This is a genomic window from Azohydromonas aeria (genome assembly GCF_009760915.1).
GTDB lineage: Bacteria > Pseudomonadota > Gammaproteobacteria > Burkholderiales > Burkholderiaceae_C > Azohydromonas > Azohydromonas aeria.
In genome coordinates this window covers 1-17,355 of the sequence record NZ_VIDQ01000048.1, presented here as the reverse complement: position 1 = coordinate 17,355, position 17,355 = coordinate 1, and the positions used below count along the sequence as shown (strand labels likewise).

Here is a 17,355-nt window from a genome sequence, read left to right as displayed (position 1 = left end):
ACCAGTCCTCTTCAATTGTTAAAACACTACAACCCACCCCAGATAACACCTTATCTGAAAATGAAATCCCTCGTCTCCGTATTCGCCCCCGCCGCATACGAATACCCACTCCGGGCCACGTTGGTGACGGCAAACACGAATGACCCGGATTTCTTGGAACTCGCCGAGGTGAACGCGGCCACCCCGCTCGCATCGGTGGTCGCCGTCACCCCCGAAGCCGACACCAGCCCGCTCCAGGCCCCGGTCACCACCGCCCCGGCCACCGGCAACCCGTTCGAATCCACCACCTTCACCCGCGCCGAGGCATTCGCATTCCCGCCCTTGTTGACGGTCAGCCCCATGGCGATGTCCGCCACCCGCATCGGAATGATCACCACCGGCGCGTCCACCGTCACCGTCACGCTGGCGCTGGCGGACAGGCCGGTGTTGTCGGTCACGCGCAGCGTGGTGGCGTAGCTGCCGGCGGCCGAGAACACGCGCGAGACGGCGGCGCCGCTGGCCGTGCCGCCGTCGCCGAAGCTCCAGTCGTAGGCGGCAATGCTGCCGTCCGGGTCACCGGAGCCCGCGCCGGAGAACGTGACCGCCAGCGGCGCCGTGCCGCGCAGCGTCGAGGCACCGATCACGGCGGTGGGCGGCTGGTTCGCGGCCGTCGGGTACGACGCCGTCAGCGCGTACTGGCCCAGGCTGCCGTAGCTGGAGTAGCCCGTGGTCAGCGGGTCGCCCTTGCCCGTGCCCTGCACCCACAGCGTGTAGGTGCCCGCGGCCGGCAGCGTCACGCTCAGCGTGGCGTTCAGGGCTTCCAGCGGGTTCGCCGTCGCCAGCGTGGTGCCGGCGGCGCTCTTCAGCGTCAGCACCCCGTCCAGGTTGGCCGCGCGCGCGGCGGGCGCCAGCGTGAAGCTGGCTGCGCCGGCAGCGGCGGCGAAGGAGAACACGTCCACGTCCGCGGGCGTGCCGATCACGCCCTGCGCCCGGGCGGTGGTCACGCCGGCGGCGGCGGTGCCCGTCAGCACGGTGGCCGTGCCGGCCGTGTCGCCGTGGTCGTCGGCGCGCAGCGGCAAGCCGTTGCCCTGCATCACCGCGTAGTCGTCCTGCAGGTTGCTGGCGTCGGTGTACTCGCCCTTGCTCCACTGCGACAGCGGCTGGTAGTAGCCCACGCCCATGATCGGCGCCCAGCCCGTCGCGCCCGAGCCCTGGCCGGTGTAGTAGCCGGCGGTGGAGGTGCCGTCATGGGACAAGCCCATGTTGTGGCCGGCCTCGTGCGAGATCGCCTCGGCCACGTACTTCTCGCTGCCCGGCCCCAGCGCGTCGTAGAACACCAGCGCGGGCTTGTAGTAGTCGCTGGTGTCGTCGAAGACGCCCAGGTAGGCGACGCCGCCGCAGGAGTAGCTGTACACGCCGGCGCGCGTCGTGATCACCACCTGCGTGCCGTAGAACTCGTCGCTCGTGCCGCTGCGCGTGATGAGGTCCTGCGCCACCGCCTCGGTGGTCACGTTCACGTCGAAGGGCGCGAAGTCCTCCGCCACGCGCTGCCAGATGTACTGGATGCGCTCCAGCTCCGCCGCCGAGAAGCTGTAGGGCACGCCGTCGGTGTCGAAGGGCGGCGCGGTGATGGTCGTGCCGCTGCTGTTCCAGGCCGTGTTGTTGAGGACGGCGCCCTTGAAGTTCAGCCAGATCGTCCGCTTCGCGCCCGGCTTGCTGTGCAAGGTGAAAGTCTGGTCGAGCGGCGCCAGCGTGCCGTCGAGCGCGCCGGTGCTGGCGGCCGAGGCGGGGGTGGCCGGCAGCGGGAAGTCGATTTCCTCGACGAAGAACACCCGCCCGCGCTTGTCCACGCGCATGCGCTTGTCCTTGAGCAGCTGCTCCCTGAACTCGTCGGGCGACTTCCCGTACCACGCCGCCACCTCGGGCAGCCGATCCCCGAGCACATCGATGGCGCGCTGCCCGGCGTGCTCGCGGTCGGGCAGGTTCAGCTGCGGGAACGGCCCCTTCTCGCGCTGCGGCACCGCGTTGGGGTTGGCATGGGCGTTCGGGCCGGCGGCAAAAGCGGCCGGCGTGGCGAAGGCGCCGGCCAATGCCAGCGCCAGGGCGCTCAGCGCCCAGCTTTTCGTTTGGGTCATCGTCGCCCTCCTCCCCCGGGGGCGCCGCGGCCTCACGCCTTGGTACTGCCGGCTCTCGGTCCGCAGGTACTACGTGTTCGCTGACAGGCTAAGCCTGAATGGGGGATGGCGGAAACCGTCTGATTCAGATCAGCAACGGCGCGTTGAATCAGCGTGAACTGCGTCACGAACCGGGCCGAGTGCGAGGCCTTGCGCCGTTCAGCGCTTCCCGCGCTGGGGGAGCCGGCTTCTCGATCGGCTGCAGCGGCGCCATCACCGCGTCGAAGAGGGCATCGCCGGCCTGCTGCCAGGTCGAGGAATGCGTGGCGCCTTCCACCACCCGCACCTTCACGCGCTGCGGCAGCCCGGCGCGCAGCAGCGACTCCAGCGGCGTCACGTCGTCGCGCGAGCCCTGGAAGATCACCACCGGCAGCTCCTCCGCCCGGGACAGCGCCTCGGCCAGCGACGGGTCCTCGGGCAGCAGCGCCGACACCGGCAGCCCCGCCAGCGGCGCCGACCACCAGCGCGACGCCAGCCGCGTGCGCACCGCGTCGGACAGCGACGCCGGCGCGCCTTCGAGCACCAGCGCCGCCGGCCGCGCCAGCGCGGCGCCGTAGGCCGCCGGCATCGCGCCCAGCGAGCGGCCCAGCACCACCGTGGGCAGCGGCGCGCAGTGCTGCATCACCTCCTCGATGGCCTGCGCCGCCATGCGCGGCTGCTCGCGCAGCCGCGGCTGGCCCGGCGCGCCGTCCTGCCCCGGGTACGACACCGCGAACACCGCCGCCCCGCGCGCCAGCAGCGGCGGGAACAGCGCGGCCACGTAGTCGGCCACGCCGCCCTTCTGGCCGGGAAAGAACACCACGCAGCCCAGCACCGGCACGCCGAAGCGGCGCAGCATCAGCGCGGAACCGTCGCCCTCGCTGCCGGGCACCAGCCACGTCTCCTGCGCGTTGACCGTCCCGTACAGCTCGACGGGCGGGAACAGCATCCGGTCCAGCCCGGCGCGCAGCGCCCACAGCACCGCCAGCGGGCCCAGCACGGCCAGCACCAGCAGTCCCGCCAGCAGCCGGTGCCGGCGCCGCCGGCGCGCCGCGGGTTGCGGGCCGCGCACCTGCCCCGCAATGACCCTCTCTCCCATGCACTCCCTCCCCGTTCCGCGGCCGATCCCCTCACGGCTCGTCGTCATCGGCGGTGTCCGGGCCCACCGGCCCGGCCGCCGTCTCGCAAGGGTGCCACCGCCCGCAACGCCGGCCCGGTACCACGCCGGCCGGAGCAGCAATATTTCACGCAGCGCCGGCACGGCCCTGCAGCAGCGGCCGCAGCAGCAGCAGCCCCGCCACGGGCCCAAGCCCCAGCCACGGCAGCAGCTGCGCCAGCGGCACGCTCTGCGCCAGCCGCACGAACAGCTCGATGCTCAGCACCGAGATGGAAAAGCCGATGCAGTTCACCAGCGTCAGCACGCTGCCCACGGCCTCGCGCGGCGCGTTCTGCGCGGTCAGCGCCGAGAACTGCGGCGAGTCCGGCGACACCGTGAAGCCCCAGGTGAAGAGCCACAGCAGGAACACCGCGTCCGGCGCCTGCAGCGCCCAGGGCGCGAGCAGGCAGCACGCGCCGCTGCAGCCGATGAAGAAGGCCGCCACCCGCGCCCCGCCAACGCGCCGCACCGCCAGGCCGCCCAGCACCGAGCCGACCGCGCCCAGGGCGATGGTCGCGAAGGCCATCCAGGACAGCGTCGCCCCGGCCCAGCGCAGCCCGACGATCGCCGGCACCAGCACCCAGAAGGTGTAGAGCTCCCACATGTGGCCGAAGTAGCCGCCGACCGAGGCCCGCACCTTCGCGTCGCGCCAGATGCACGACAGCCCGCTGAAGTTGAGCCGGGCCGGCTTGCGCGCGCCCGGGCCGTCGGGCACCAGCGCGTAGAGCAGCAGCCCGCCGCCGGCGGCCAGCGCCGCCGTGGCCAGCATCACCTGCTGCCAGGGCCAGTGCGTGCCCAGCGCGCGCAGCGCGTGCGGCGCGGCGGTGCCCAGCATCAGCGCGCCCACGATCAGCCCCAGCGCGTTGCCCAGGCCGCGCGTCCACCAGCTCGCCGCGATCTTCATGCCCACCGGGTAGATGCCGGCCAGGAAGAAGCCGGTCGCCCCGCGCAGCAGCAGCAGCCCCGTCCACGACGGCGGCAGCAGCGCCGCCAGCACCGTGCAGGCCGCGCCGGCCAGCGCGCAGAGCAGGAACACCAGCCGCGCCGAGACCCGGTCGGCAATGGCCAGCAGCGCGAAGACGAAGGTGCCGGCGATGAAGCCCAGCTGCACCACGGAAGTCAGGTTGCCCACGGCCGAGGCCGGCAGGCCCAGCTCGCGCTGCAGGTCGGGCATCACCGCGTTGACGGCGAACCACAGCGAGGTGCCGGCGAACTGCGCCAGCGTGATCACGGGCAGGATGCGCCGCGGCACGGGCGCATCGGCGGCGGCAGGCGGGATCGGGGACGAGGACGGGGACGGGGACGAAGTCGATGTCGAGGCCATGGCCGGGGAGCTTAAGCGCCGGGAATGGCCGCTCCCCTCCGAAGAGGGACCGGGTTTGCCCCAGCCGCGATAATCCGGCCATGCGCGTCTTCCGCGGTTTCAACCATCCCGGCATTGCGAGCGCCTGCGCGCTCACGATCGGCAACTTCGACGGCGTCCACCGCGGCCACCAGGCCATGCTGGCGCTGCTGACCAACGAGGCGAAGCACCGCGGCGTGCCCAGCTGCGTGCTGAGCTTCGAGCCGCACCCGCGCGACTTCTTCGCCCGCCGCGCCGGCAAGCCGGCGCTGGCCCCGGCGCGCATCGCCACGCTGCGCGACAAGCTCACCGAGCTGGAGCGCTGCGGCATCGACCAGGCCGTGATCCTGCGCTTCGACCAGCGCCTGGCCGACCTGTCGCCGCAGGCCTTCGTGGACGAGGTGCTGGTGCGCGGCCTGCGCGCGCGCTACGTGCTCGTGGGCGACGACTTCTGCTACGGCGCCCGGCGCGCCGGCGACTACGCCACGCTCGACGCCGCGGGCGACGCCGCCGGCTTCGACGTGGCGCGCATGCTCAGCTACGAGGTGCACGGCCAGCGCGTCTCCAGCACCGCCGTGCGCGAGGCCCTGGCCGCCGGGCGCATGGACGTCGCCGCCACGCTGCTGGGCCGGCCCTTCAGCATCAGCGGCCACGTGCTGCACGGCCGCAAGCTCGGCCGCGACCTGGGTTTCCGGACGCTGAACCTGCGCTTCGAGCACCCCAGGCCCGCGGCCATGGGCATCTTCGTGGTGCGGGTGCACGGCCTGACGGAGAAGCCGCTGCCCGGCGTGGCCTCGCTGGGCGTGCGCCCCACGGTCGAGGACGCCGGGCGCGTGCTGCTGGAGACGCACTGCCTGGAATGGCCGCTGGCACTGGACGCCGGCTACGGGCGCTGCATCCGCGTCGAGCTGCTCCATAAATTGCACGACGAGCGCCGCTACGCCTCGCTGGAGGCGCTGCGCGAGGGCATTGCCCAGGACGAGGCCGACGCGCGTGCGTGGTTGCAGGCCGAGGCCGGCGCGGCCTGACGGCCCGGCAGCCGGCGCGCCTCGGGGCCGACCCTTAAAATCAGGGGATGCCCTCCTGCCTGTTCCTGACGCCGCTGCGCCGCTGGCACGCCTGCACCCGGCGCCAGGCGACGCGCGACCGAATTCAATAGTTGGCCGCCGCGCGCGCGTCCCACCACGCGCGCCCCGCTCCCGCAAGTCCCGCTGCCGCGGGCCTTCGCGCCCATCGCCCCCTTCCTTGCCGCGCCGGCCGACCCCCGCGCCACCGCCATGAACGACTCGACCACCGCCGACCAGGCCGCCGCCCCCGCCGCGGACGCCGCCACCGACTACCGCGCCACCCTGAACCTGCCCGACACGAAGTTCCCCATGCGCGGCGACCTGCCCAAGCGCGAGCCGGGCTGGGTCAAGGACTGGGAGAACCAGGGCATCTACAAGCGGCTGCGCGAGGCGCGCTGCGGCGCGCCGCGCTTCGTGCTGCACGACGGCCCGCCCTACGCCAACGGCAAGCTGCACATCGGGCACGCGGTCAACAAGATCCTCAAGGACATGATCGTCAAGTCGAAGCAGCTCGCCGGCTTCGACGCACTGTACGTGCCGGGCTGGGACTGCCACGGCCTGCCCATCGAGAACCAGATCGAGAAGACCCACGGCCGCGGCCTGCCGCGCGACGAGGTGCAGGCCAGGAGCCGCGCCTACGCCGGCGAGCAGATCGCGCAGCAGATGGCCGACTTCAAGCGCCTGGGCGTGCTGGGCGACTGGGAGCACCCCTACCGCACCATGGACCGCGGCAACGAGGCCGGTGAGATCCGCGTCCTCGGCAAGCTCATGGAGCGCGGCTACGTCTATCGCGGCCTCAAGCCCGTGTACTGGTGCTTCGATTGCGGCTCGTCCCTGGCCGAGTTCGAGATCGAGTACGCAGATAAAACCTCGCCGACCATCGACGTGGCCTTCAAGGCCGCCGACCCCGCGAAGCTCGCCGCCGCCTTCGGCCTGAGCGACCCGGACCTGCCGGCGCTGGCGCAGGACGCCTTCATCGTCATCTGGACCACCACGCCCTGGACCATCCCCGCCAACCAGGCCCTGAACCTGAATCCGGAGCTGCCCTACGCGCTGGTGCGCACGTCCCGGGGGCTGCTGGTGCTGGCCGAGGCGCTGGTGGAGAAGTGCCTGGCGCGCTACGGCCTGGAGGGTGAAACCGTCGCCGTCACCGCCGGGCGCCACCTGGCCGGGCTGGAGTTCCACCACCCGCTGGCCGAGGTGGATGCCGGCTTCGCGCGCACCGCGCCGGTGATCCTGGCCGACTACGCCACGGCCGAGGACGGCACCGGCATCGTCCACTCCGCGCCCGCCTACGGCGTGGACGACTTCAACTCCTGCATCGCGCACGGGATGAAGTCCACCGACATCCTCAACCCGGTCCAGGGCAACGGCGTCTATGCCGCGGACCTGCCGCTCTTCGGCGGCCAGTTCATCTGGAAGGCCAACCCGAACATCGTGCAGGCGCTGCAGGATGCCGGGCGCCTGATGAACACGGCGCAGATGCAGCACAGCTACCCGCACTGCTGGCGCCACAAGACGCCGGTGATCTACCGCGCGGCGGCGCAGTGGTTCGTGCGCATGGACGAGGGCGAGGGTGTGTGCACCGTCAACAAGGCGCCGGGCACGCTGCGCCAGACGGCGCTTGCCGCCATCGACGCGACCAGCTTCTACCCCGAGAACGGCCGCGCGCGGCTGCGCGACATGATCGCCAACCGCCCCGACTGGTGCATCAGCCGCCAGCGCAGCTGGGGCGTGCCGCTGCCCTTCTTCCTGCACAAGGTCACGGGCGAGCTGCACCCGCGCACGCTGGAGTTCGTCGAGCGCGCGGCCCAACTGGTTGAGCAGGGGAACATCGAGGCCTGGAGCAAGCTGGACCCGGCCGAGTGGCTCGGCGACGAGGCGGCCGACTACGCCAAGAGCACCGACATCCTGGACGTGTGGTTCGACTCGGGCTCGACCTTCTTTCACGTGCTGCGCGGCAGCCACGCCGGCCAGGGTCACGGCAGCGGCCCCGAGGCGGACCTCTACCTCGAAGGCCACGACCAGCACCGCGGCTGGTTCCACTCCTCGCTGCTGATCGCCTGCGCGCTGGAGGGCCGCGCGCCCTACAAGGGGCTGCTCACGCACGGCTTCGCCACCGACGGCCAGGGCCGCAAGATGTCCAAGAGCCTCGGCAACACCGTCGAGCCCCAGGCGGTGAGCAACAAGCTCGGCGCCGAGATCGTGCGGCTGTGGTGCGCCTCCACCGACTATTCGGGCGACCTCAACATCGACGACAAGATCCTGGCGCGCGTGGTCGATGCCTACCGCCGCATCCGCAACACGCTGCGCTTCCTGCTGGCCAACGTCTCCGACTTCAATGCCGCCGACGACGCCGTGCCGCTGGAGGAGCTGCTCGAAGTCGATCGCTACGCCCTGTCCCGCGCCTCGCAGCTGCAGGCTGAAATCCTGGCGCACTACGACCGCTACGAGTTCCACCCGGTGGTGGCCCGGCTGCAGGTGTACTGCTCGGAGGACCTGGGCGCGTTCTACCTGGACGTGCTCAAGGACCGGCTCTACACCACCGCGCCGAAGTCGCACGCGCGGCGCAGCGCGCAGACCGCGCTGTGGCACATCACGCAGGCGATGCTGCGCTGGATGGCGCCGTTCCTGAGCTTCACGGCCGAGGAGGCCTGGAAGGTGTTCGACGGCGGGCAGACCATCTTCACCGAGACCTACTGGCCGTTCACGCAGGCCAATGAAGCGCTGCTGGCGCGCTGGCAGCGCGTGCACGAGGTGCGCGACGCGGTGAACAAGGCCATCGAGGCGGTGCGCAGCGCAGGCGGCGTGGGCTCCTCGCTGCAGGCCAACGTGCGGCTCAGCGTCAACGAGGAGGACTTCGCGCTGCTGTCCTCGCTGGGCGACGACCTGAAGTTCGTGCTGATCGTCTCGGCGGTGGAGCTGCTGCGCGGCGCGGGCGACGAGCCGGCGATCGAGGTCACGCCGTCTTCGGACACCAAGTGCGAGCGCTGCTGGCACTGGCGCGCCGACGTGGGCGCGGACGCGGCGCACCCGACGCTGTGCGGCCGCTGCGTGAGCAACCTCTTCGGCGCGGGCGAGCCGCGCGTGGTGGCCTGATGGCCAGCGGCGGCGGCAAGGCCGGCATGAAGCCGGCGAAGGCTTCCCCCGTGAAGCTGGCGAAGCGGCCCGCCACCGGGGCGCCGAGCCTGTGGCTGTGGCTGGGGCTGGCGCTGCTGGTGATCGTGCTGGACCAGTTCAGCAAGACGCTGATCCTGGGCTGGTTCCAGTACGGCGAGGGGCGCGTGGTGACGGGCTTCTTCAACCTGGTGCGCGCGCACAACACCGGCGCGGCCTTCAGCTTCCTGGCCAACGCCGGGGGCTGGCAGCGCTGGTTCTTCACCGGGCTGGGCCTGGTGGCCTCGGTCTTCATCGTCTGGATGCTCAAGAAGCATCCGGGCCAGAAGCTGTTTTGCTTCGCGATCACCATGATCCTGGGCGGCGCGCTGGGCAACGTGATCGACCGGCTGCTGCACGGCTACGTGGTGGACATGCTCGACTTCCACTTCGGCGGGCGGCATTTCCCGGCCTTCAACCTGGCCGACAGCGCCATCACGCTGGGGGCGATCTGCCTGATCGTGGACGAGATCAGGCGGGTGCGCGAGGGGAAGTAGACCTCACCCTCACCTCGCCGGCATCGCCCTCTCTTCCACCCCCAGCGCCGCGCGCAGCACCGGGCTGCTGGGCGGCGGGATGAGGCGCTGGCGCCGGATCGCCGCGTGCAGCCCGTCCACGCTGCCGAAGGCGCCGGCGTAGCGGCGTGCCAGGTCGGCGGCGAGCTGCTCCAGCACCGGCTGCGGCAGTGCCTCGGGACGCTGGTCGAACACCGCCCGCGCCGGGCCCAGCACGCGGCAGCCGTCCGGGCCGATGTCCAGCACCGCGCCGCGCGCATCAGGCTCCAGGCCGGCGCCCGCCTCGCCGCCGGCCACGAAGCCGCCCAGCACCACGTAGCGGCGCCCGCCCGCGGACACGTCCGCCAGGTCCCACGCGACGCGCGCGCCCGGTCCGCTCAAGCCCGCGCAGCCGGCCAGCACGGCCGCCGGCAGCGTCTCGAACTGCACCCGCCCGGTCGGAAAGCGCAGCCCCAGCACCGGCTCCACGCCGGCAATCGGCAACTCCGGCAGCGCCTGCGCCGTCGCCGTCCCCACGCTGGCGAACGCCGCGCCCGCCAGCGCCGCCGCCCGCAGCACCCGCCCCACCGCCCCGCAAGGGCGATTGACAAACCATCCTGACATCCATGGCTCCTTTCGCCGCGCATGGTGCGGCGTGACGGAATGGCGCGAACCCCCGGGACTACCCCAGGCATCCGGCCGCCCTTGCTCCCCTACGCTGCACCGCACAGCACCCATTGGAGGGAAGCCATGGCATCCGAACCGTTCAACCGCGGCACCGTGCCGCCAACGGGCTCCACGGCGGCGACTGCGGGCGCGCAGCAGCCCGCGGCCTTCGCCATCGAGTTGCGCACGCTGCGCTTCTCCGACCCGCTGCACTGGCTGGCCCTGGGCTGGCGCGACTTCGTCCGCTGCCCCGGCCTGGGCCTGTTCTACGGCGCCGCCTTCGTCGCCATGGGCTACGCGCTGATGTGGGTGTTCGAGGAGGCGCCGGCCTACGTGCTGGCGCTGTGCGCGGGCTTCCTGCTGGTCGGGCCGTTCCTGGCGCTGGGCCTGTACCAGGCCAGCCGCCACCTGGAGCGCGGCGAGAAGCCCGACCTCGGCGACTCGCTGCTGGCCTGGGACACCCGCACCGGCACGCTCGCGCTCTTCGGCGGCGTGCTGCTGGTGCTGGAGATGATCTGGGGCCGCGCCGCCATGATCGTCTTCGCCGTCAGCTTCGACGGCATGCCCGACTTCAAGGGCTCGCTGCTGATGCTGCTGGAGCCGGAGAACGTGGGCTTCACCGTCACGTACCTGGCCGTGGGCGCGATCTTCGCGGGGCTGATCTACGCCATCAGCGTGGTCTCGATCCCGATGCTCCTGGACCGCCAGACCGACTCCATCACCGCGGGCCTGACCAGCCTGCGCCTGTGCCTGACCCAGCCCGGCGTGATGCTGTTCTGGGGCGCGCTCATCACGCTGCTGGTGGTGGCGGCCATGCTGCCCTTCTTCCTCGGCCTGCTGGTGGTCGGGCCCTGGCTGGGCCACGCCTCCTGGCACGCCTACCGCGGCGCCGTGGCGCCGGACCGGCAGCCGGCCCCGGCCGCCGCCGACACCAGCGCCGCCGCCGGTCAGGGCTGAGGCGCGGCGCGCGACATCTCGATGTGCGGGATGTCGTCCTCCAGGTAGGTCGGGCCCTCGGCGCCGAAGCCGTGGGCCTCGTAGAAGCGCTGCAGGTGCGCCTGCGCCGAGATGCGCAGCCCGTGCCCGGGCCAGATCAGCGCGCATTCGCGCAGGCCCTGCGCCACCAGCTGGTGGCCCAGGCCGCTGCCGCGCGCCGCCGCCGACGTGACGACGCGCCCGATCGAGGCCTCGGCGTACTTCACGCCCGGCGGCACCAGGCGCAGCGCCGCCTGCAGCCGGCCGTCCGCGTCGAAGCCCAGCACGTGGAAGCACTGCGGATCGACCCCGTCGGGATCGAGGTAGACGCAGTGCTGCTCCACCACGAACACCTGCGAGCGCAGCTGCAGCAGCGCGTACAGCGTCTCCACGTCCAGCCCGCGGAACGGCACGCAGCGCCAGCGCAGGTGCCGGCGCTGCTCCCCACCCTCCGTTCGCCCCGGGCTTGTCGAAGGGCTGGCGACCTGGCCGAGAACGGAGTTCCCGCTCATGGCAGCAGCACGGTGCAGCCGGTGGTACTGCGTGCCTCCAGCTCGCGGTGCGCCTGCGCCGCGTCGGCCAGCGCGAAGCGCCGCTCCACGGGAATGCTCACCGCGCCGGAGCCCACCACCTCGAACAGCTCGTCGGCCATCGCCTGCGCGGCCTCGCGGCTGGAGAGGTGCGAGAACAGCGTCGGCCGCGTCAGGTACAGCGACTTCTTGTTGAGCAGCCCGATGTCCACCGGCGGCACCGGCCCCGAGGACGCGCCAAAGAGCGCCATCAGCCCGAACGGGCGCAGGCACTGCAGCGAGCGCTCGAAGGTGTCGCGCCCCACCGAGTCGTACACCACCTTCACGCCCGCGCCGCCGGTGATCTCGTTCACGCGCGCCACGAAGTCCTCCTTCGAGTAGTCGATGGCGTGCGCCGCGCCGTGCGCCAGGGCCAGCTCGCACTTGGCCGCCGAGCCGGCGGTGCCGATGAGCTGCAGGCCCAGCGCCCGGGCCCACTGGCAGGCGATCAGCCCCACCCCGCCGGCCGCGGCGTGGAACAGCACGAAGTCGCCGGCCTGCAGCCCCTGCGCCGGCAGCGTGCGGCGCAGCAGGTACTGCGCGGTCAGGCCCTTGAGCATCATGGCCGCGCCGGTCTCGAAGTCGATGGCGTCGGGCAGCCGCACCACGTTCTGCGCCGGCATCACGCGCGCCGTGCAGTAGGCGCCCGGGGGCTGGCTGGCGTACGCGGCGCGGTCGCCGACCTGCAGGTGCGTCACGCCCGCGCCCACGGCCTCGATCACGCCCGCGCCCTCCATGCCCAGGCCGCCGGGCAGCGGCTGGGGATAGGTGCCATTGCGGAAGTAGACGTCGATGTAGTTGAGGCCGCAGGCGTGGTGGCGGATGCGCACCTCGCCCGGGCCGGGCTCGCCCACGCTCACGGGCTGCAGCTCCAGCACCTCGGGGCCGCCGGTGCGGGCGAAGCGGATGGCTTGTTCGTTGGGGGTCGTCACAGGGTCTCCGAAGGGTTCGTTGCGGCGCCGCGGGCGCGGGCTGCGGGCGGTGCAGGCCCAGCGGGCGGGCTGCCGCGGGGTGCCGGGGCCGGGCGTGCGCCGGCGGCCGGGGCCCGCGCCGGTTATGGTGCCATGGCCCACGGCGCCGATTCGCCGTCCCCTGCCCCTGCCGCCCGCCATGCGCCGCCTCACCTCCGCTCCCAACCTCGCCATTGCCACGCTGTGGGCCGACCTGCTCAACCAGGCCGGCGTGGACTGCCAGGTGCAGCGCGCCTGGGCCGGCTCCATCGCCGGCGAGATCCCGGTGGACCAGGCGCTGCCCGAGGTCTGGGTGCTCGACGACGACCAGCTGGAGGAGGCGCGCGCGCTGCTGCAGGCGCAGTGCAGCCTGCCCGCGCAGCACTGGCGCTGCGCCGCCTGCGGCGAGCAGGTGGACGGCCCCTTCGGCCAGTGCTGGAACTGCGGCGCGCTGCGCCCGCAGGACGGCGCGCGGTGATGCGGCTGTCCGCGCGCACCCTGCTGCTGCTGACGCTGCCGCCGCTGCTGTGGGCCGGCAACGCCGTGGTGGGCCGGCTCATGGTGGGCAGCGTGCCGCCGCTGACGCTGAACTTCCTGCGCTGGCTGCTGGCCGCGGCGCTGCTGCTGCCGCTGGGCTGGCGCGTGCTGCGGCGCGGCGCCGAAGTGCGCGCGCGCTGGCCCTACCTGCTGCTCACCGGCACGCTGGGCGTGGGCATGTACAACGCGCTGCAGTACCTGGCGCTGGTGAGCTCGACGCCGCTCAACGTCACGCTCATCGCCTCCAGCATGCCGGTGTGGATGCTGCTGGTGGGCGCCCTCTTCTGGCGCGAGCACCCGCGCCCGCGCCAGTGGCTGGGCGCGGCGCTGTCGCTGTCGGGCGTGCTGTGCGTGCTCGCGCGCGGCGACGTGCACGCGCTGGCGCAGGTGCGCTTCGTGCGCGGCGACCTGTACGTGGTGGTGGCCATCGTCGCCTGGGCCTTCTACAGCTGGCTGCTGGCGCGCCCGCCGGCGTCGATGCGCGGCGCGCAGCGCCCCGGCTGGCACTGGTCCGAGGCGCTGCTGCTGCAGGTGCTGTTCGGGCTGCTGGGCGCGGGCGCGGCGGCCGGCGCCGAGCAGCTCGCCGGCACCCACGCCGTGCGCTGGGACAGCCCCTGGACGCTGGCCGCGCTGCTGTACGTGGCGCTGGGCCCGGCGCTGCTGGCCTACCGCTGCTGGGGCCTGGGGGTGGCCACCGCCGGGCCGGCGCTGGCGGCCTTCTTCAGCAACCTCACGCCGCTCTTCGCCGCGCTGATGTCGGCCGCGGTGCTGGGCGAGCTGCCGCACTGGTACCACGGCGCGGCCTTCGCGCTCATCGTCGCGGGCATCGCGGTGTCGCAGCGGCGCGGCTGACGGCGCAAGGCCGCTCCGGTTGCGGACGCAACGCGCCAGCGCGGGCCGCGTGCCCTGGACCGCTTCCGTCCGCCCGCCATGCCGGCACGGGCAGTTGCCGGCGCCGGTTCGGCCGGGCCCTTGTCCATACCCGAGGGCCAGGGTCAGCGCGCCGGGACAGGCACACTAACCCCTGGTTACACCAGTTCAAGCCCGGATTCGTCCGGGCGATGGCCTGCCGGCGTGCCCGCCCTGAAGAACGACCCGCGGCGCAGAGGGAGCGCAAACGATGCCTTCACCCACCACCTACTCCATCACCACGCCCATACGGCTCACCGGGCAGCGCAACGTCGACAGCCTGCTGGGCGACACGCGCTGGGCCTCCGGCAGCCTCAGCTACAGCTTTCCGAAGGCCTCGGCCTACTGGTCCACCGATCCCTGGTCGGGCTACGGCCCGTCCTCCCAGACCTGGAACGAACCCTGGAGCCCGGGCTACGACGCGCTGACCGACGCCGACATGGCGGCCGTGCGCACCGCGCTGCGCGCCTGGTCCAACGTGGCGGCACTGCGCTTCACCGAGGTCGCCGACAACGCCGCTGTCGTGGGCGACCTGCGCTTCGCCTACACCGGCGCCACCGACGGCCAGGCCCATGCCTGGATGCCCGGCAACAGCGCCAAGGCCGGCGACGTCTGGTTCGGCAGCGACGGCAGCTCCTACACCGAGGACTGGACGCCGGGCAGCTACGAGTACATGACCACGCTGCACGAGATCGGGCATGCGCTGGGGCTCAAGCACTCGTTCGAGACGGAGAGCTACAACGCCGCGATCCTGCCCGCGTCGCTGGAGACGCGCTCCAGCACGCTCATGAGCTACTCGGCGCAGGCGGGCAACCAGGCCACCTACTTCTCCTACGAGCCGACCACGCCAATGCTGCTCGACATCGCGGCCATCCAGCACCTGTACGGCGCCAACCGCGCCTACAACGCGACGAACACGACCTACAGCTTCTCCGGCAGCGGCAGCTACCACCAGACGATCTGGGACGGCGGTGGCACCGACACGCTGAGCTACGACGGCGCCACGGGCGCCCTGATCGACCTGCGCGAGGGCTACGCCAGCCGGCTCGGCGTGCCGGTCAACCTGCTCGACAGCCACGACACGGTCCTGGGCACGGTCAAGAACGTCTGGATCGCCTGGGGCACCGTGATCGAGAACGCCAGCGGCGGCCGCGGCGCCGACGACATCACCGGCAACAACGCCGCCAACCTGCTGCGCGGCGGCGCGGGCAACGACACGATCGGCGCCAGCGCCGGCAACGACACCCTGGACGGCGGCAGCGGCACCGACGCCCTCAGCGGCGGCGCCGGCAACGACGTGTACGTCGTGGACCACGCGCAGGACCGCGTCGCCGAGGGCGTCAACGCCGGCACCGACCTCGTGCAGGCCGGCGTGTCCTGGACGCTGGGCGACAACGTCGAGAACCTCACCCTCACCGGCACGGCCGCCCTGGCCGGCAGCGGCAACGGCCTGGCCAACGTGCTCACCGGCAACGCCGGCGCCAACCTGCTGCGCGGCGGCGCGGGCAACGACACGCTGCTCGGCGGCCTGGGCCACGACACGCTGGCCGGCGGCGCGGGCCGCGACCTGCTCACGGGCGGCACGGGCGCCGACGTGTTCGACTTCAACGGCGCGGGCGACGGCGGCATCACCGCGCAGGCCTGGGACGTGATCAGCGACTTCAGCGCCGCGCAGGGCGACCGCATCGACCTGCGCGACTTCGACGCCAACACGCTGGCCGGCCAGTCCGGCGTGCAGCACTTCAAGGGCCTCATCGCCGCGGGCGCCGCCTTCACCGCGCCGGGCCAGCTGCGCTGGTCCGCCGGCGTGCTCTGGGCCAACACCGACACCGACCGCGATGCCGAGTTCGCCCTGCAGCTCACGGGCGTGCAGGTCCTCACCGCCAGGGAGCTGTGGCTGGCGTAGGCCGCCGCCGGGCCGGCCCGGCCCGGCTTCACTCCGTCATCGACTGCCGCCAGCGTGCCGTCAGCGGCTCCAGCACGTAGTCCAGGAAGCTGCGCTCGCCCACGCGCACCAGCACGTCCACCGGCATGCCCGGGCGCAGCGGCGAGTTGACCGTGGGCAGCTTGGCGCGCTCGGACTCGGAGATGGTGATGCGCGTGAGCAGGTACGGGATGCCCGAGCGCTGGTCCTCCAGCTTGTCGGCCGAGACCGTGAGCACCTGGCCCCGGAGGTCGGGCAGCCGCACGCTGTCGCTGGAGGAGAAGTGCAGCTGCGCCGACTGCCCCACCTTGAGCTTGTTGGCCATGTTCACCGGCAGCCGCGCCTCCACCAGCAGCGCGTTGTCCTGCGGCACGATCTCCAGCAGCCGCTCGCCCGGTGCCACCACGCCGCCGATGGTGTGCACCGCCAGCCCCACCACCTGGCCGGCCACGGGCGCGCGCACCTCGGCCTGCTGCAGCCCGGTGGCGAGCGTCGTCACCCGCGCCTGGAGCGCGGCGGCGTCGTGCACCAGCGAGGCGCGCTCGGTCTCGACGTCGCGCACCTGCTCGCGCCGGCGGCGCTGCAGGCTGGCGGCGGCCTCCTCGATGGCGCGCGAGGTGCGCAGCGCCTCGGACTCGCTGCGGGCGATGTTGGTGCGCAGCTCGGCGATGGAGCGATCCAGGTCCATCAGCCTGAGCTTGGGATAGTTGCCCTCGGCCACCAGCTCCACCAGCGCCGCGTGCTGCTGCTGCGTGATGGCGAGCTGCTCGCGCAGGCCCGCGGCCAGGCGGCGGTGGCCTTCGAGCTCGGCCTCCAGCTGCGCCTTGCTGGCCTGCAGCTGCTGCAGCTCGGACTGGCGCGCGCCCAGTTGCGCGCGCAACAGCGACTGCTGCGCCTGGCCGATGGCCTGGAAGCGCGCGTCGGTGGGCAGGGCCGAGGCCGGCAGCACGTCGCGCCCGCCCGCGGCGGCCTCCACGCGCGCCAGCGCCGCGCGCGCCAGCGCCAGCTGCGCCTGCGACGCGTCGAGCTCGGCCTGCAGCTGCCGCGCGTCGAGCTTGAGCAGCAGCTGCCCGGCCTGCACCGTGTCGCCCTCGGCCACGTGCAGCGACTCGATGCGCCCGCCGCTGACGTGCTGCACCACCTTGCGCTGGTCGGCCACGGCCACCATGCCCTGCCCCGGCACGGCCTGGTCCAGCGGCGCCCAGGCCGCCCAGGCCAGGAAGCCGCCGAAGCCCAGCACGCCCACGCCCAGCCCCAGCCGGATCGCCGGCCAGGGATCGCCGTCGCGGCGCGTGTTGGAGGTGCGCGAGAGCGCGTCGATGAATCGGTTCAGCATGTGGGATCGGCCTTCAAACGGAGGAGCCCTGGCGGCTCGATGGCGCCTGCGGCCCCGGCGCCGCCGCGGGGGACGACGCGCCCGCGGCCAGCACCCGCGCCCCGGGCACCGCGCCCAGGGCCAGCACGGGCGCTGCCGCGCC

General features: G+C 72.9%; 14 protein-coding genes. 7 read left to right on the top strand and 7 right to left on the bottom strand.

The window, feature by feature from the left end; translation table 11 throughout:
* Window positions 1–50: 50 nt before the first annotated feature.
* The 3 genes from FJ694_RS23515 to FJ694_RS23505 form a co-directional block, all read right to left on the bottom strand.
* On the bottom strand, window positions 51–2,114 hold the full coding sequence (locus tag FJ694_RS23515; protein ID WP_157269760.1) for a PKD domain-containing protein: 2,064 nt from the start codon (window positions 2,112–2,114) through the stop codon (window positions 51–53).
* Window positions 2,115–2,277: 163 nt separating this feature from the next.
* Window positions 2,278–3,231 carry an alpha/beta hydrolase gene (locus tag FJ694_RS23510; protein ID WP_157269759.1) on the bottom strand — a complete coding sequence of 318 codons (954 nt, stop codon included), beginning with the start codon at window positions 3,229–3,231 and terminating at the stop codon, window positions 2,278–2,280.
* A 145-nt stretch (window positions 3,232–3,376) separates the two neighbouring features.
* Window positions 3,377–4,540: an MFS transporter gene (locus FJ694_RS23505; RefSeq protein ID WP_232540193.1), complete on the bottom strand. Its 1,164-nt coding sequence runs from the start codon at window positions 4,538–4,540 to the stop codon at window positions 3,377–3,379.
* 152 nt (window positions 4,541–4,692) lie between these two features.
* Between FJ694_RS23505 and FJ694_RS23500 the strand changes: the two genes are divergently transcribed.
* The 3 genes from FJ694_RS23500 (at window position 4,693) to lspA (ending at window position 9,350) form a co-directional block, all read left to right on the top strand.
* Entirely contained in the window at window positions 4,693–5,658 is a 966-nt protein-coding gene (locus tag FJ694_RS23500) for a bifunctional riboflavin kinase/FAD synthetase (RefSeq protein WP_157269757.1), read from the top strand.
* Window positions 5,659–5,907: 249 nt separating this feature from the next.
* A complete protein-coding gene (gene ileS / locus FJ694_RS23495) occupies window positions 5,908–8,796 on the top strand; it encodes an isoleucine--tRNA ligase (RefSeq protein WP_157269756.1) in 2,889 nt (962 codons plus the stop codon).
* 26 nt (window positions 8,797–8,822) lie between these two features.
* Complete coding sequence (gene lspA, locus FJ694_RS23490; RefSeq protein WP_232540192.1) at window positions 8,823–9,350, top strand: signal peptidase II; 528 nt, start codon at window positions 8,823–8,825, stop codon at window positions 9,348–9,350.
* A gap of 9 nt (window positions 9,351–9,359) precedes the next feature.
* Here the strand turns inward: lspA and FJ694_RS23485 are convergent, their stop codons facing one another.
* The gene (locus tag FJ694_RS23485) at window positions 9,360–9,971 is read right to left on the bottom strand and encodes a hypothetical protein (protein ID WP_157269754.1); all 612 of its coding nucleotides are present in this window, start codon (window positions 9,969–9,971) and stop codon (window positions 9,360–9,362) included.
* A gap of 126 nt (window positions 9,972–10,097) precedes the next feature.
* Here FJ694_RS23485 and FJ694_RS23480 point away from each other — a divergent pair, with 126 nt between their 5' ends.
* Window positions 10,098–10,970 (top strand): DUF2189 domain-containing protein, encoded by an 873-nt coding sequence (locus FJ694_RS23480; RefSeq protein WP_157269753.1) that lies wholly within the window; start codon window positions 10,098–10,100, stop codon window positions 10,968–10,970.
* Here the strand turns inward: FJ694_RS23480 and FJ694_RS23475 are convergent.
* Window positions 10,961–11,500, bottom strand: coding sequence for a GNAT family N-acetyltransferase (locus FJ694_RS23475; RefSeq protein ID WP_157269752.1), 540 nt, complete (start codon window positions 11,498–11,500; stop codon window positions 10,961–10,963). The genes FJ694_RS23480 and FJ694_RS23475 overlap by 10 nt on opposite strands.
* On the bottom strand, window positions 11,497–12,489 hold the full coding sequence (locus FJ694_RS23470; RefSeq protein ID WP_157269751.1) for a quinone oxidoreductase family protein: 993 nt from the start codon (window positions 12,487–12,489) through the stop codon (window positions 11,497–11,499). Before FJ694_RS23470 ends, FJ694_RS23475 begins: the two co-directional genes overlap by 4 nt.
* Window positions 12,490–12,667: 178 nt before the next feature.
* Here FJ694_RS23470 and FJ694_RS23465 point away from each other — a divergent pair, with 178 nt between their 5' ends.
* The 3 genes from FJ694_RS23465 (at window position 12,668) to FJ694_RS37820 (ending at window position 15,859) form a co-directional block, all read left to right on the top strand.
* Entirely contained in the window at window positions 12,668–12,985 is a 318-nt protein-coding gene (locus tag FJ694_RS23465; RefSeq protein WP_157269750.1) for a putative signal transducing protein, read from the top strand.
* Complete coding sequence (locus tag FJ694_RS23460) at window positions 12,985–13,896, top strand: DMT family transporter (protein WP_157269788.1); 912 nt, start codon at window positions 12,985–12,987, stop codon at window positions 13,894–13,896. The genes FJ694_RS23465 and FJ694_RS23460 overlap by 1 nt, the downstream gene beginning before the upstream one ends.
* Before the next feature lie 268 nt (window positions 13,897–14,164).
* On the top strand, window positions 14,165–15,859 hold the full coding sequence (locus FJ694_RS37820; protein WP_157269749.1) for a M10 family metallopeptidase: 1,695 nt from the start codon (window positions 14,165–14,167) through the stop codon (window positions 15,857–15,859).
* A gap of 28 nt (window positions 15,860–15,887) precedes the next feature.
* On the opposite strand, the gene FJ694_RS23450 is transcribed toward FJ694_RS37820, so the two are convergent.
* Window positions 15,888–17,213, bottom strand: a complete 1,326-nt coding sequence (locus tag FJ694_RS23450; protein WP_157269748.1) for an HlyD family type I secretion periplasmic adaptor subunit — start codon at window positions 17,211–17,213, stop codon at window positions 15,888–15,890.
* Between the last annotated feature and the right edge of the window lie 142 nt (window positions 17,214–17,355).

Excerpts from the sequence above, each read along its gene's own strand:
- FJ694_RS23515 (WP_157269760.1), bottom strand. The coding sequence starts at position 2,114 with ATGACCCAAACGAAAAGCTGGGCGCTGAGCGCCCTGGCGCTGGCATTG.
- FJ694_RS23510 (WP_157269759.1), bottom strand. The coding sequence starts at position 3,231 with ATGGGAGAGAGGGTCATTGCGGGGCAGGTGCGCGGCCCGCAACCCGCG.
- FJ694_RS23500 (WP_157269757.1), top strand. The coding sequence starts at position 4,693 with ATGCGCGTCTTCCGCGGTTTCAACCATCCCGGCATTGCGAGCGCCTGC.
- ileS (WP_157269756.1), top strand. The coding sequence starts at position 5,908 with ATGAACGACTCGACCACCGCCGACCAGGCCGCCGCCCCCGCCGCGGAC.
- lspA (WP_232540192.1), top strand. The coding sequence starts at position 8,823 with ATGAAGCCGGCGAAGGCTTCCCCCGTGAAGCTGGCGAAGCGGCCCGCC.
- FJ694_RS23485 (WP_157269754.1), bottom strand. The coding sequence starts at position 9,971 with ATGTCAGGATGGTTTGTCAATCGCCCTTGCGGGGCGGTGGGGCGGGTG.
- FJ694_RS23480 (WP_157269753.1), top strand. The coding sequence starts at position 10,098 with ATGGCATCCGAACCGTTCAACCGCGGCACCGTGCCGCCAACGGGCTCC.
- FJ694_RS23475 (WP_157269752.1), bottom strand. The coding sequence starts at position 11,500 with ATGAGCGGGAACTCCGTTCTCGGCCAGGTCGCCAGCCCTTCGACAAGC.
- FJ694_RS23465 (WP_157269750.1), top strand. The coding sequence starts at position 12,668 with ATGCGCCGCCTCACCTCCGCTCCCAACCTCGCCATTGCCACGCTGTGG.
- FJ694_RS23460 (WP_157269788.1), top strand. The coding sequence starts at position 12,985 with ATGCGGCTGTCCGCGCGCACCCTGCTGCTGCTGACGCTGCCGCCGCTG.
- FJ694_RS37820 (WP_157269749.1), top strand. The coding sequence starts at position 14,165 with ATGCCTTCACCCACCACCTACTCCATCACCACGCCCATACGGCTCACC.
- FJ694_RS23450 (WP_157269748.1), bottom strand. The coding sequence starts at position 17,213 with ATGCTGAACCGATTCATCGACGCGCTCTCGCGCACCTCCAACACGCGC.